This window comes from Streptomyces sp. NPDC000151, from assembly GCF_040301705.1.
Taxonomy (GTDB): domain Bacteria; phylum Actinomycetota; class Actinomycetes; order Streptomycetales; family Streptomycetaceae; genus Streptomyces.
In genome coordinates, this window is sequence record NZ_JBEPFC010000096.1 from 1 (window position 1) to 13,944 (window position 13,944).

Annotated in this window: 10 protein-coding genes; 6 read left to right on the top strand and 4 right to left on the bottom strand. The window is 71.7% G+C overall.

Translation table 11 applies throughout. The features are described 5' to 3' along the window. Positions 1-273 precede the first annotated feature (273 nt). The 4 genes from ABT381_RS23885 (at position 274) to rarD (ending at position 5,528) form a co-directional block, all read left to right on the top strand. Positions 274-933 (top strand): LuxR C-terminal-related transcriptional regulator, encoded by a 660-nt coding sequence (locus ABT381_RS23885; protein WP_351597959.1) that lies wholly within the window; start codon positions 274-276, stop codon positions 931-933. Between the two features lie 332 nt (positions 934-1,265). Beyond that, positions 1,266-3,236 carry a 2-oxoacid:acceptor oxidoreductase subunit alpha gene (locus tag ABT381_RS23890; protein WP_351597901.1) on the top strand — a complete coding sequence of 657 codons (1,971 nt, stop codon included), beginning with the start codon at positions 1,266-1,268 and terminating at the stop codon, positions 3,234-3,236. After that, positions 3,229-4,323 (top strand): 2-oxoacid:ferredoxin oxidoreductase subunit beta, encoded by a 1,095-nt coding sequence (locus ABT381_RS23895; RefSeq protein WP_351597904.1) that lies wholly within the window; start codon positions 3,229-3,231, stop codon positions 4,321-4,323. The genes ABT381_RS23890 and ABT381_RS23895 overlap by 8 nt, the downstream gene beginning before the upstream one ends. A 227-nt stretch (positions 4,324-4,550) precedes the next feature. After that, entirely contained in the window at positions 4,551-5,528 is a 978-nt protein-coding gene (gene rarD, locus ABT381_RS23900; protein WP_351597907.1) for an EamA family transporter RarD, read from the top strand. Here rarD and ABT381_RS23905 read toward each other — a convergent pair. From ABT381_RS23905 to ABT381_RS23920, 4 genes are all read right to left on the bottom strand, one after another. Further along, on the bottom strand, positions 5,465-6,391 hold the full coding sequence (locus tag ABT381_RS23905) for an ABC transporter permease (protein ID WP_351597910.1): 927 nt from the start codon (positions 6,389-6,391) through the stop codon (positions 5,465-5,467). The genes rarD and ABT381_RS23905 overlap by 64 nt on opposite strands. Beyond that, on the bottom strand, positions 6,378-7,430 hold the full coding sequence (locus tag ABT381_RS23910) for an ABC transporter ATP-binding protein (protein WP_351597913.1): 1,053 nt from the start codon (positions 7,428-7,430) through the stop codon (positions 6,378-6,380). Before ABT381_RS23910 ends, ABT381_RS23905 begins: the two co-directional genes overlap by 14 nt. A 113-nt stretch (positions 7,431-7,543) precedes the next feature. After that, positions 7,544-8,857 (bottom strand): LolA family protein, encoded by a 1,314-nt coding sequence (locus tag ABT381_RS23915; RefSeq protein WP_351597916.1) that lies wholly within the window; start codon positions 8,855-8,857, stop codon positions 7,544-7,546. A 258-nt stretch (positions 8,858-9,115) separates the two neighbouring features. Next, positions 9,116-10,129 (bottom strand): polyprenyl synthetase family protein, encoded by a 1,014-nt coding sequence (locus ABT381_RS23920; RefSeq protein WP_351597919.1) that lies wholly within the window; start codon positions 10,127-10,129, stop codon positions 9,116-9,118. Positions 10,130-10,376: 247 nt separating this feature from the next. Here ABT381_RS23920 and ABT381_RS23925 point away from each other — a divergent pair, with 247 nt between their 5' ends. Both ABT381_RS23925 and ABT381_RS23930 read left to right on the top strand, forming a co-directional pair. Further along, positions 10,377-11,849: a peptide MFS transporter gene (locus tag ABT381_RS23925; protein ID WP_351597922.1), complete on the top strand. Its 1,473-nt coding sequence runs from the start codon at positions 10,377-10,379 to the stop codon at positions 11,847-11,849. Positions 11,850-11,870: 21 nt separating this feature from the next. Further along, positions 11,871-13,868, top strand: coding sequence for a CocE/NonD family hydrolase (locus ABT381_RS23930; protein ID WP_351597925.1), 1,998 nt, complete (start codon positions 11,871-11,873; stop codon positions 13,866-13,868). The last annotated feature ends 76 nt before the right edge of the window (positions 13,869-13,944 follow it).

Consider the following 13,944-nt stretch of genomic DNA (forward strand, 5'->3'; position numbering starts at 1 on the left):
CTAGATAAGAATTGCGGTGTCTGTAGTTATGACGTGTGCTCTTCGGATCTGGGCGTGGCGGAGGCGGCGGAAGCCGTCTCCGCCGATCGTCGTACCGCGCCTACCGCGCGGAGATCCCGCAGGTCCGCGCGGTGCTCCCGCGGCCGTCCGCAATCGGCCATTCCGAGTTATCCACAACCCGCACGGTGATCCGACGCGCGCGTCCGAATCCTGGGATGCTGATGAACGTCGAGCCGAGAACGGGTGGGGGAGCCGAAGATCGTGGAGAACAGCGTGCGGGTGGTCATCGCCGAGGATTCAGTGCTGCTGAGAGAGGGCCTGACGCGGCTGCTGACCGATCGGGGGCATGAGGTCGTCGCCGGTGTGGGCGACGCGGAGGCGCTGATCAAGGCCATCGGGGAGCTGGCCGCCGAGGGGGAGCTGCCGGACGTGGTCGTCGCGGACGTCCGTATGCCGCCGACGCACACGGACGAGGGGGTGCGTGCCGCGGTCCGGCTGCGCCGGGACCATCCCGACCTGGGAGTACTGGTGCTGTCGCAGTATGTCGAGGAGCAGTACGCGACGGAGCTGCTGGCCGGTTCGAGCCGGGGCGTCGGCTATCTGCTCAAGGACCGGGTAGCCGAAGTCCGTGAGTTCGTCGACGCGGTGGTGCGGGTCGCGGAAGGCGGCACGGCGCTCGACCCGGAGGTCGTCGCCCAGTTGCTGGGCCGCAGCCGTAGGCAGGACGTACTGGCCGGCCTCACCCCGCGGGAGCGCGAGGTGCTGGGACTGATGGCCGAGGGACGGACGAACTCCGCGATAGCCCGGCAGCTGGTGGTGAGCGACGGCGCGGTGGAGAAGCACGTCAGCAACATCTTCCTCAAGCTCGGCCTCGCCCCGAGTGACGGGGATCACCGTCGTGTACTTGCAGTGCTCACCTACCTCAACTCCTGACCACCTGACAGGCTGTCAGCCGACGGTGCCGGTGCGGGGGTCACTCCGGCACGGAGTACGGAGCGCTGATCAACCGTTGAAGCACGGAGAGCGTCCTACAGAAGAAGCCGCGGGGGGCGGATGATTCATGGCGAAATATGACAGAGCGGCATCTCGCGCCTGCAGCCACCATGCGAGCGCAGCGTCTCACTTTCACGTCCAGCATGTGATCGCCTCAAGGAAGGCGACCCTTACCCACGTACGATGGCCATGGGACGACAGGTCCGCACGTTGCGTCCCGGATGCCCTGCCCACGGCGGGGACACCCCAGGCCCTGAGGGAGGTCCGAAGCAGTGACCAGCCAGGTCAGTAGCCCAGCCGACAAGACCGACGGTGCGCTCGCAGGGGAACAGCCGCAACCCCCTGCCACGGAGAACGGCGCCGGCAAGGAGGTCCGCAGGCTGGACCGGGTGATCATCCGGTTCGCGGGCGACTCCGGTGACGGTATGCAGCTCACGGGTGACCGGTTCACCTCCGAGACGGCCTCGTTCGGCAACGACCTGTCGACCCTGCCGAACTTCCCCGCCGAGATCCGGGCGCCCGCCGGCACCCTGCCCGGCGTGTCCAGCTTCCAGCTGCACTTCGCCGACCACGACATCCTCACGCCCGGTGACGCGCCCAACGTCCTGGTCGCGATGAACCCGGCGGCGCTGAAGGCCAACCTCGCGGACGTGCCGCGCGGCGCGGACATCATCGTGAACACCGACGAGTTCACCAAGCGCCCGATGGCGAAGGTCGGGTACGCCACCAGCCCACTGGAGGACGGCTCGCTGGAGGCGTACAACGTCCATCCGGTGCCGCTGACGACGCTGACGATCGAGGCGCTGAAGGACTTCGGCCTGTCCCGGAAGGAGGCCGAGCGGAGCAAGAACATGTTCGCGCTGGGCCTGCTGTCGTGGATGTACCACCGTCCGACGGAGAGCACCGAGGCGTTCCTGCGGCAGAAGTTCGCCAAGAAGCCGGACATCGCCGAGGCGAATGTCGCCGCCTTCCGGGCGGGCTGGAACTTCGGCGAGACCACCGAGGACTTCGCGGTCTCCTACGAGGTGGCGCCGGCGACGAAGGCGTTCCCGACGGGCACGTACCGCAACATCTCGGGCAATCTGGCACTGTCCTACGGCCTGGTGGCCGCGGGCCGCCAGGCGGACCTGCCGCTCTACCTCGGCTCGTATCCGATCACCCCGGCCTCCGACATCCTGCACGAGCTGTCCAAGCACAAGAACTTCGGTGTGCGGACCTTCCAGGCGGAGGACGAGATCGCGGGGATCGGCGCGGCGCTGGGCGCGGCGTTCGGCGGCTCGCTCGCGGTGACCACCACCTCAGGGCCCGGTGTGGCGCTGAAGTCGGAGACGATCGGCCTGGCCGTCAGCCTGGAACTGCCGCTGCTGATCGTGGACATCCAGCGCGGCGGCCCCTCCACGGGCCTGCCGACCAAGACCGAGCAGGCGGACCTGCTGCAGGCGATGTACGGGCGCAACGGCGAGGCGCCGGTGCCGATCGTCGCGCCGAAGACCCCGGCGGACTGCTTCGACGCGGCGCTGGACGCGGCCCGTATCGCGCTGACCTACCGCACGCCGGTCTTCCTGCTCTCCGACGGTTACCTGGCCAACGGCTCCGAGCCGTGGCGCATCCCGGAGGTCGACGAACTGCCGGACCTGCGCGTGCAGTTCGCCGCCTCGGCCAACCACGAGTTGGCGGACGGCACCGAGGTCTTCTGGCCGTACAAGCGCGACCCGCAGACCCTGGCCCGCCCCTGGGCGGTGCCGGGCACCCCGGGCCTGGAGCACCGCATCGGCGGCATCGAGAAGCAGGACGGCACGGGCAACATCTCCTACGACCCGGCCAACCACGACTTCATGGTCCGCACCCGGCAGGCCAAGATCGACGGCATCGAGGTCCCCGACCTGGAGGTCGACGACCCGTCAGGCGAGGCCGACACGCTGGTGATCGGCTGGGGTTCGACGTACGGCCCGATCACCGCGGCCGTGCGCCGGGTGCGCCGCGCCGGCGGCGAGATCGCCCAGGCGCACCTGCGCCACCTCAACCCCTTCCCGGGGAATCTCGGGGCGGTGCTGGGGCGTTACGACAAGGTGGTCGTCCCCGAGATGAACCTCGGCCAGCTCGCCACCTTGCTGCGGGCGAAGTTCCTCGTGGACGCCCGGTCCCACACCCAGGTCAGCGGGATGCCCTTCAAGGCAGAGCAGCTCGCCGCCCACCTCGAAGAGGTTATGAAGCAGGGCCCGAAGGAGGCCATCAATGACTGAGACGATCGCGGAGGGTGCGGCGCAGATCGAGGCGCTTTCCCTGGTGCCCAAGGCCGAGGCCAAGCAGTCCATGAAGGACTTCAAGTCCGATCAGGAAGTGCGCTGGTGTCCCGGCTGCGGCGACTACGCCGTCCTCGCCGCCGTGCAGGGCTTCATGCCCGAGCTCGGTCTGGCGAAGGAGAACATCTGCTTCGTCTCCGGCATCGGCTGCTCCTCCCGCTTCCCGTACTACATGAACACCTACGGGATGCACTCCATCCACGGCCGCGCCCCGGCCATCGCCACGGGCCTGGCCTCCTCGCGGCGCGACCTGTCGGTGTGGGTGGTCACCGGTGACGGCGACGCGCTCTCCATCGGCGGCAACCACCTCATCCACGCCCTGCGCCGCAACGTCAACCTCAAGATCCTGCTGTTCAACAACCGGATCTACGGCCTGACCAAGGGCCAGTACTCGCCCACCTCCGAGGTCGGCAAGATCACCAAGTCGACGCCGATGGGCTCGCTGGACGCGCCCTTCAACCCGGTCTCGCTGGCGATCGGCGCCGAGGCGTCCTTCGTGGCCCGCACGGTGGACTCCGACCGCAAGCACCTGACGAGCGTGCTCCGCCAGGCCGCCGCCCATCCCGGCACGGCGCTGGTGGAGATCTACCAGAACTGCAACATCTTCAACGATGGCGCGTTCGAGGTGCTCAAGGACAAGGACAAGGCCGAGGAGGCCGTGATCCGCCTGGAGCACGGGCAGCCGATCCGGTTCGGCGCTCCCGCCGAGGACGGCCTCGGCTCCAAGGGCGTCGTCCGCGACCCGCTCACCGGCGACCTGAAGGTCATCGACGTCGCCGAGGAAGGGACGGACGCCGTGCTCGTGCACGACGCGCACAACCCCTCCCCCACCACGGCCTTCGCCCTCTCCCGGCTCGCCGACCCCGACACCCTGCACCACACGCCCATCGGCGTGCTGCGCAGCGTGGACCGGCCGGTGTACGACACCCTGATGTCCGACCAGCTGGACGCGGCCATCGAGCAGAAGGGCAAGGGCGACCTCGCCACCCTGCTCGCCGGCAACGACACCTGGACGGTCGTCGGCTGACGGCCGGGCGGCCCTTACGGCCGCCGCCTTCTCTCCCGGCTGCCCGGGACCGCCCCTGCGGGCGCGGTCCCGGGCAGCCGTACGTGTGCCCGCCCCGGCCTGCCCGACTCCGGATATGTAACGACCGTATTTGAGATACGGGCATGACATGCGAGGCCGGCGGCGTTACCTTCGGAGAGCTCGGCACGCCGCGCCGACGCCCGCCCCCGCTCGCCCAGGAGGACCCCTTGCCGTCTCCGTCCGACCAGCGCACCGGCCTGGCCTACGGCTTCGTGGCGTACGGCATGTGGGGCTTCCTCCCCCTCTACTGGCACCTGCTGTCCGCCGCCTCCCCCACCGAGATCCTGGCCAGCCGCATGGCCTGGTCGCTGCCGGTGGCCCTGGTCTTCCTGATCGCGCTGCGCCGCTGGTCCTGGATACGCCCGCTGCTGCGGCAGCCGAAGCGGCTCGGCATGGTGGTGGCGGCGGCCGCCGTCATCTCGGTGAACTGGTACCTCTACATCTGGGCGGTCAACGCCGGCCATGTGCTGGAGGCGTCCCTCGGGTACTTCATCAACCCGCTGGTCAGCATCGCCTTCGGCGTGATCTTCCTGCGCGAGCGGCTGCGTCCGCCGCAGTGGGCCGCGGTCGGCGTCGGCACGCTGGCGGTGCTCGTGATGGCCGTGGCGTACGGCCGGGTGCCCTGGATCGCGCTCGGCCTCGCGCTGTCCTTCGCCACGTACAGCCTGGTCAAGAAGGGCATCAAGCTCGGTGGCATCGAGGGCTTCAGCACGGAGACGGTGATCCAGTTCCTGCCCGCGCTGGCGTACCTGATCCTCCTCGGCGTACGCGGCGAGTCCGGCTTCGCCGGCGGCGGCATCGGGCAGGCCGCGCTGCTCGCGGGCACCGGCCTCGCCACCGCGCTGCCGCTGATCGCCTTCGGCGCGGCCGCCGTCCGGCTGCCGCTCTCGGTGCTCGGCATGCTCCAGTACCTCGCGCCGACCTTCCAGTTCGTCCTCGGCCTCACCGTCTTCCACGAGGCCATGCCGCCCGAGCGCTGGGCGGGCTTCGCCCTCGTGTGGCTGGCGCTCGCCGTGCTGACCTGGGACGCGCTGCGCACGGCGCGGACGTCCCGGGCCGCTGCCCGTACGAGTACCGCTCCTCAGGCCGTGACGTCGCGCGTCGTGAAGCGGGCCCAGGCCGCCGAGCCGAAGACCAGCGCGTAGACCGCCTGGAGGCCGAGGTTGCGGCGGATGTCCTCCCAGTAGACCGGGTCGCGCAGCAGGTCGGCGAAGCTCAGCCAGTAGTGCGGGAAGAGGTACGGCTGGACGGCGTTCAGCTGCGGAATGGTGTTCAGGATCTGCAGGGTGATCACCACTCCCACGGTCATCGCCATGGCCGCGATGCCGCTGCCGGTGAGCGTGGAGACGAACAGCCCCAGCGCCGCCACGCCGATCAGCGAGAGTGCGACCACGCCCGCGACGGCGAGCGCCCGCAGCAGCCCCTCCGCGAACGGCACGGTCGTCCCCGACAGCAGCGTGACCTCGCCCAGCGGGAAGAGCAGCGCGCCGACGGCCAGCGCCGACGCAGCCACCACCAGGGTCGCCACCAGGCAGAACACCAGCGTGGCCGCGTACTTGACGAGCAGCAGACGGGTCCGCCCGGCCGGGGCGACGAGCAGGTACCGCAGCGTTCCGGCGCCCGCCTCGCCCGCGATCGCGTCCCCGGCGACCACGCCGAGCGCCATCGGCAGAAACACCGGCAGGGTGGCCGCGAGGGAGGTGAAGACCAGGAAGAGGCCGTTGTTCGTGACCAGGGAGATGAAGGCCGGGCCGCCGCGGGCCCCGCCGTCCGCGGTCTGGACGCGGACGGCGATCCCGACCAGTACCGGCACCAGGGCCAGCACGGCGAGCAGGACGAGGGTGCGGCGGCGCCGGAACGTCATGCCGATCTCATTGCGCAGCAGGCCGAGCGTCCACAGCGGACGCGGCCCCCGGGAGACCGCCGCCCGCCGCGCCGCCTCGGCCGTCCCGGCCCCCGCCGCCTCGGCCCGCGCCGTCTCAGTCCCCGCCGTCTCAGCCCGCGACATCGAAGCCCTCCCCCGTCAGTGCCACGAAGACGTCCTCCAGCGAGGCGCGTTCGGTGCCGAAGCCGCGGACCCGCACGCCGGCCGTGACGAGCGCGGCGTTCAGGTCGGCCGGATCCCATCGCTCGCCCGCATCGGCCGGATCAGCTGCCCCACCCGCGTCGGCCGGATCCGGTCCCCCGGCCGTGCCGCCCGGGTCCGGCGGCAGCTCGCCCGTCACCCGGTCCTCGGTGACGACGAGACCGGTCACGCCGTACTCCTTCAGTACCCGGGCCGCGTCCGCGGTGTCCGGGGTGGTGACGGCCAGCCGGCCACGGGCGCCGGCCGCCAGCCCGGCCACCGTGCCCTGGGTGATCAGCCGGCCGCGGGACATCACGGCGGCGTGCGTGCAGACCTGTTCGATCTCGTCCAGGAGATGCGAGGAGAGGAAGACGGTCGTGCCGTCGGCGGCCAGCTCGCGCACCAGGCCGCGGATCTCCCGCATCCCCTGCGGGTCCAGGCCGTTGGTCGGCTCGTCCAGGACCAGCAGCTCGCGGGGGCGGAGCAGGGCGGCGGCCAGCCCGAGCCGCTGCTTCATGCCGAGGGAGTACGCGCGTGCCTTCTTGCCGGCGGCGGCCGCGAGGCCCACCCGTTCCAGGGCGGCGGCGACCCGCGCGGCCCGGGTGCGGGGATCGGCGGTCGGGTCGGCGGCGTCGTACCGCAGGAGGTTGGCCCGCCCGGTGAGGAAGCCGTACAGGGCCGGGCCCTCGATGAGCGCGCCGACCCGGGGCAGTACCCGCCGCGCGGCGCCGGGCATCGGCTCGCCGAGCAGCCGGGCGCCGCCCGCCGTCGGCTCGATCAGGCCCATCAGCATGCGGATCGTGGTGGTCTTGCCCGAGCCGTTGGGGCCGAGGAAGCCGAAGATGCTGCCGGGCGGCACGGACAGGTCGAGCCCGTCGACGGCCGGCGGCCCGCTGCCGTACGTCTTGGTCAGGCCGCGCGTTTCGATAACGGGCGCACCGGGACGCGCTCCGTCCTCCCCGTCCGGCGACGGTGGCGCCATGCACTCCCCCACTACGGTCCGGGCCGGGGGCGCGGCCGCCACACGGAGCGTCGGCCGCGCCCGGTCGGCGAGCTGCCGAGGGCGGTGGTGGCCGGGCGCCACCACCGCCGCGGTCACTTCGCCGCGTCGGCCGCCTTGATCAGGGTCTGCCGGTCGACGGCGCCGACGTAGACCGTGCCGTCGTCCGTCATCAGGGCGTTGACCAGGCGCGTACTGAAGAGGTGGCCCGAGCCGAAGCCGCCGGTCACCTTCTCGCCCAGCGAGTCCAGGAACTTCCCGGCGTCGCCCGCGGCGGCACCGGCCTTGGACGCCTCCGCCTTGTGGCCCGCGGCGCCTTCCTTGCCCGGGGCCGCGCCGGCGCCCTCGATCTTCGCGATCGCGGTCCAGCCGTGGCCGATGACGTCCATGCCACCCCGGTCGCCGGACCGCGCCCCGTTCAGGCCCTGCGGCAGCCCGCCGGGCAGGCCCTTCGGGAGGTCCCCGGCCTCGGTCCCGGCCGCGTCGTCGTGCCGCTGCGTACGGACCCGGTCGCCGTCGATGATCTTCGCGCCCTTGGGCGGGGCGAAGGCGAAGGTGCCCGCAGCGGGCTTGGCGAAGTCGACCGTGGTGAACCCCGCTTCCAGGGCCGGTGCGCCGCCGCTCTTCGGCGTCAGCGTGAACTTCAGCGGTACGCCGTTGTCCGCGTCCACCGCGATGCGCACGGAACCGACCGTGGAGCCGGCCTGCTTGGGCTTGACCAGCAGCTGGTAGGCGTCCCGCCCGGCGACCTTGGCGGTGCCATCGACGGTGACCGACGTGGTGTCACCGGCCGCGTCCAGGACGTGCTCGGCGAGCTCCTGCGGGGTGACGTCGCCCAGGCCCTTCGGCACGGCCCGGCGCTGCTCGCCCTTCTTCGCGGTGTCCGCCTCCGGGCCGGTGGCGCGGAAGGCGGTATTGCTGCCGCTGTCGTACCCCCACACCTTTTCGCCGTCGCGGACCAGGCTGTACTCGGCGGCCTTGTCGATGACGGACACCCGCTGCCGGTCGGGTCCGTCGGCGGCGACCCGCAGCGTGTGCGTGCCGGACGCCAGCTCCATGAGCTTGTCCTTCGGGTCGGCGGACGCGCCGCCCTTGCCCTGACCGGAGCCCAGCGCTCCCGCGCCCATGCCGCCGGGCAGTTCCGGCAGGCCGAGGTCCGTGCTGGTCCGTACCGTGCCGGACAGCTGCTGCACGTCCGACGCCGCTACCTTCGCGATCAGGTCCTGCGCGGATATCTCCGGCAGGTCGGGATCGCCGGCTCCGGCGAACGCGGGGACCAGCCCGATCGTCGCCGCCGCCACCCCCGCCACCGCGACGGGGACGCCGTACCGGACGACCTTGCGGCGTCCCGTACGTTTCCCCCCGTCGTCCCATTCACCGGTGACCCGTGACGCTTCGTTCCGTGGCATGTGCTTCTACCTCCGTCGTAGGCGGCGGTCTCAACGCAACGCACTCGTCCACACCTCGGGCTCATTGTGTCCCGCTCCGCCATGGCGTGGTGGTGTCAATGCCACCAAATCCGCCATCCCGAAGCGTCAGCCCCGGGGCCGGAACCATGTACTGCTGAAGGATGAGACGACCCCTGAGGGGCGGCGCGCGGCGTACTGCCACGGGCGAAGCCCGGCGTACTCCCGCCGGGCTTCTGTACGGAGTTCGAGCGCGGGCGGTCAGCCCGCCCGGTACACCACCGCGTCGCACAGCTCCTGGAGAGCCGTCTTCGCCGCGCAGTCCGGCAGCGGGGCCAGCGTCGCGCGGGCCTCCTCGGCGTACCGGATGGTGTCGCGGCGGGCCTGCCGCAGGGCGGCGTGGGCGCGCAGCCCGGCCAGCGCCTCGGCGTGCCGGGCGTCGTCGGTGAGGTCCTCGTCCAGGAGGGCGGCCAGCGCACGGTCCTCCTCGGTGGCCGCGTCGGAGGCGGCGAGCGCGCGAAGGTGCAGGACCGGCAGCGTCGGGATGCCCTCGCGCAGGTCGGTGCCGGGGGTCTTGCCGGACTCGCCCGCGTCGCTGGCGATGTCCAGCACGTCGTCGGCGAGCTGGAAGGCGGTGCCCAGGCGCTCGCCGTACTGCGTGAGGATGTCGACCGTGGCCTCGTCGGCGCCGGACATCATCGCGCCGAAGCGGCCGGCGACGGCGATCAGCGAGCCGGTCTTGCCCGCGATGACGTCGAGGTAGTGCCCGACCGGGTCACGGCCGTCGCGCGGCCCCGCGGTCTCCAGGATCTGGCCGGTCACCAGGCGTTCGAACGCCTCGGCCTGGATGCGGACCGCTTCCGGGCCCAGGTCGGCCAGGATGTGCGAGGCGCGCGCGAAGAGGAAGTCGCCGGTCAGGACGGCGAGCGAGTTGCCCCAGCGGGCGTTGGCGCTCTCCACACCGCGGCGCACGTCCGCCTCGTCCATGACGTCGTCGTGGTACAGCGTCGCCAGGTGCGTCAGCTCCACGACGACGGCCGAGGGCACGATGCCCGGCGCGTGCGGGTCACCGAACTGGGCGGCCAGCATCACCAGCAGCGGCCGGAAACGTTTGCCACCCGCGCGGACGAGATGCTGCGCGGCGTCGGTGATGAACGGCACGTCGCTCTTGGTGGCCTCCAGCAGGCCCTCCTCGACAGCCGCCAACCCGGCCTGGACATCGGCCTCAAGAGCCTGGTCCCGCACGCTCAGCCCGAAGGGCCCGACGACGGTCACGAGGGTTACTCCTGTCTGCTGACGATCAAACGGATTGTCGATCTGTCGCTGTCTCCACCATTGGCCAGCGTATCCGGTCGCAGTTCGATCACCATGAGCGCCCGTCCGTCTGCCGCACCCGGCGGCCCGGAGGGCGGCGCCGCACCGGGCCCGGTATGTTCTTGATCACCCAACGTCGTGGGTTTTGTACCGGGAGGAACGGACAGCAGAAGCAAGTTAATCCACCCGAGTCCCAGGAGCCACACCCGTGTCCGGACCACCGCACCCCCGCGACGAGCATTCCTTCCTCGGTCACCCGCGCGGCCTGCTGACCCTCTCGGGCCTGGAGGTCTGGGAACGGTTCTCCTTCCTCGGCATGCAGGCCATTCTGGTGCTGTACTTCGCCGATCAGGTCGCGCACGGCGGCCTGGGCATGGCCGAGAACACCGCCGCCTCCGTCACCGCGGCCTACGGCACCCTGGTCTACCTCGTCTCGGTCGCCGGCGGCTGGCTCGCCGACCGGATGCTCGGGTCCTACCGCGCGGTCCTGTGGGGCGGCGTCCTGATCGCCTGCGGCCACTACTCCATGGCGGTGCCCACCGCGGCCATGACCTGGGTGGGCCTGGGCCTGATCATCGCCGGCACGGGCCTGCTGAAGCCGAACGTCTCGACCATGGTCGGCAAGCTCTACGCGACCGAGGACGAGCGCCGGGACGCGGGCTTCGCGCTGTACTACATGGGCATCAACATCGGCGCCTTCCTCGCCCCGCTGATCATCGGCTGGCTGGGCCAGAAGCAGGGCTGGCACTGGGGCTTCTCGGCCGCCGCGATCGGCATGACGCTGGGTCTGATCCAGTACGTCGCGGGCCGCAAGGGCCTCGCGGGCCGCAAGCACAGCGCCGAGTTCGCCCTGCCGCAGGCGGCGATGCGCCGCGCGACCTGGCTGATCGCCGGCGGCTGCGTGCTGGTCGCCGCCGTCGCCACGGGCCTGGCCCTGGCCGGCTGGCTGACCATGGACCGCACGGTGGACATGCTGACCGTGATCTCGGTGATCGCGCCCGTCGCGTACTTCGTGGTGATGTTCCGCAGCCCCCGGGTGAGCACCGAGGAACGCGGCCGGCTCCGCCCCTACCTCGTGCTCTTCGCCGCCTCGGTGGTCTTCAACTTCGTCCTCTTCCAGTCGTACTCGACGATGACGCTGCTGGCCGCGAGCCATGCCGACACCGAGATCCTCGGCTGGGAGTTCCCCTCGACCTGGTACGGCTCCGTGCTCGGCGGCGCCGAAGTACTGCTCGCGCCGGTCGTCGCGGCCGTCTGGGTCAAGCTCGGCAGGCGCCAGCCGCACGCCTCCCACAAGATCGCCTACGGCGTGATCCTGGGCGGCCTGTCCTTCCTCGTGATGGTCCCCGCGACGCACGGGCAGACCGGCGACTGGAAGATGGCCGCCTGGTGGCTCCTGATCTCCTTCGTCCTGCTCGGCCTCGGCGACATCCTGCTGGAGACCACCGGCATGTCCGCGACGACCAAGCTCGCGCCCGCCGCCTTCGCCAGCCAGACGATGGCCCTGTGGTTCCTCTCCCTCGCCCTGGCCAACGGCATCCAGGCGCAGGTCGTGAAGTACTTCGGCGAGATCGCCAACGACCTGTACTTCGGCCTCAACGGCGGCTTCGCGGTCGTCGTGGGCCTCGCGGTGATCGCCGCCGGACCCTGGCTGCGCCGCACCATGCACCCCGTTCACTGACCCCCCATTGGACCCGGCACCATGCGCATCCGCACCGACTTCCCGTACCGGACGTTCTGCGAGGACGTCCGCATCCCCCTCCCGGACGGCACGCAGCTCTACGCCCGCGTCTGGCGCCCGTACGGCACGGAGCCCGTCCCCGCGCTGCTCGAATACCTGCCCTACCGGCTGAGCGACTGGACCGCGCCGCGCGACGCCCAGCGCCACCCGTACTACGCGGGCCACGGCTACGCCTCCGTCCGCGTCGACGTCCGCGGCCACGGCAACTCCGAGGGCCTGCCGACCGACGAGTACTCCGAGACCGAGCTGGCCGACGGCGTGGCCGTCATCGAGTGGCTGGCCGCGCAGCCGTGGTGCTCCGGCAAGGTCGGGATGTTCGGCATCTCCTGGGGCGGCTTCAACAGCCTCCAGCTGGCCGCCCGCGCGCCCGAGGCGCTGAAGGCGATCGTCACGGTCTGCTCGGCGGACGACCGGTTCGACAACGACGTGCACTACATGGGCGGCTCGCTGCTCGCCGTGGACATGCATGCCTGGGCCGCCACGATGCTCGCCTTCGTCTCGCGCCCGCCGGACCCGGCGCAGGTCGGCGAGGGCTGGCGCAAGCAGTGGACGGACCGCCTCGAAGCGGTCGACCCGTTCATCCACACCTGGCTGGACCACCAGTCGCGGGACGCGTACTGGCAGCACGGCAGCGTCTGCGAGGACTACTCCGCGATCAAGGCGGCGGTGCTCGCCGTCGGCGGCTGGCACGACCCGTACCGGGACACCGCGCTGCGCCTGGTCCAGCACCTCGACGCGCCCGTACGCGGGCTCATCGGGCCCTGGTCGCACCAGTACCCGGACCGCGGCCTGCCGCCGGGCCCCGCGATCGGCTTCCTCCAGGAGACGCTGCGCTGGTGGGACCACTGGCTCAAGGGGGAGGACCGGGGCGTCGAGGACGACCCGCTGCTGCGCTCCTGGATCAGCGAGTCGCACCCGCCGGCCACGGTGTACGACGAGCTGCCGGGCCGCTGGGTCGCCGACCCCGCCTGGCCCTCGCCGAACGTCACGCCGACGGCGTACACCCTGCCGGGCGACCGGCCGCTGCCGGTCCGTTCGCCGCAGCACACCGGCGTCGACGCGGGCCGCTACTTCCCGTTCGGCAACGACGCGGACCTGCCGCCCGACCAGCGCGAGGAGGACGGCCGCTCGGTCTGCTTCGACCTGCCGGAGCTGACCGAACGGGTCGAGATCCTCGGCCGGCCGCGGGTCACCCTGCGACTGACCTCCGAGGTGCCGCGCGGCCAGGTCATCGCCCGCGTCTGCGACGTGGCGCCGGACGGCTCGTCCACGCTGGTCACCCGCGGCGTGCTCAACCTCCTCACCCGGCACGGCCGGGACCGGGCCGTGGAGTGGACGCCGGGCGCCACGGAGGACGTGACCTTCGAGCTGAACGGCATCGGACACGCGTTCCCCGCCGGGCACCGCATCCGCGTCGCACTGTCCTCCGCGTACTGGCCGTGGATCTGGCCGCACGCCGGCAGCGAGGCGGGCTGGACGGTCGACCCGGCCGCCAGCACCGTCGAACTCCCGGTCCGCACCCCGGGCACCGAGGAGCCGGAGATCACCTTCGAGGCGCCCGAGCAGTCCGAGCCGCTCGGCGTGGTCTTCCCCGGCGGCGCCGACCAGCGGCCCGAGCGGAAGGTCGTCCGCGATGTCGCGGCCGGCACCTGGACGCTGGAGGTGGACCCGCGCTACGGCGGCACCCGGATCTACCCGGACGGGCTGGAGTTCACCGAGGACGCGCTGGAGACGTACCGGATCGACAGCGCTGACCCGGAGAGCGCGGCGACCCGCTCGGACTGGTCGATCCGGCTGCACCGGCCGGAGCTCGGCTGGGACGCGCGCATCGAGACCCGCTCGCAGATCACCACGGAGGGCGGGGACTTCGTGACGGAGAACGAGGTCGTGTGCCGGGACGGGGACGAGGAGGTCTTCCGCCGGACCTGGCACCGCCGGATCCCCCGCACGGCGGTGTGAGCCCGAAGAACGGCCGGGCCTCGTACGGCATCAACTGCCGTACGAGGCCCGGCCGTTCAGGGGCGCGGGGAACTGC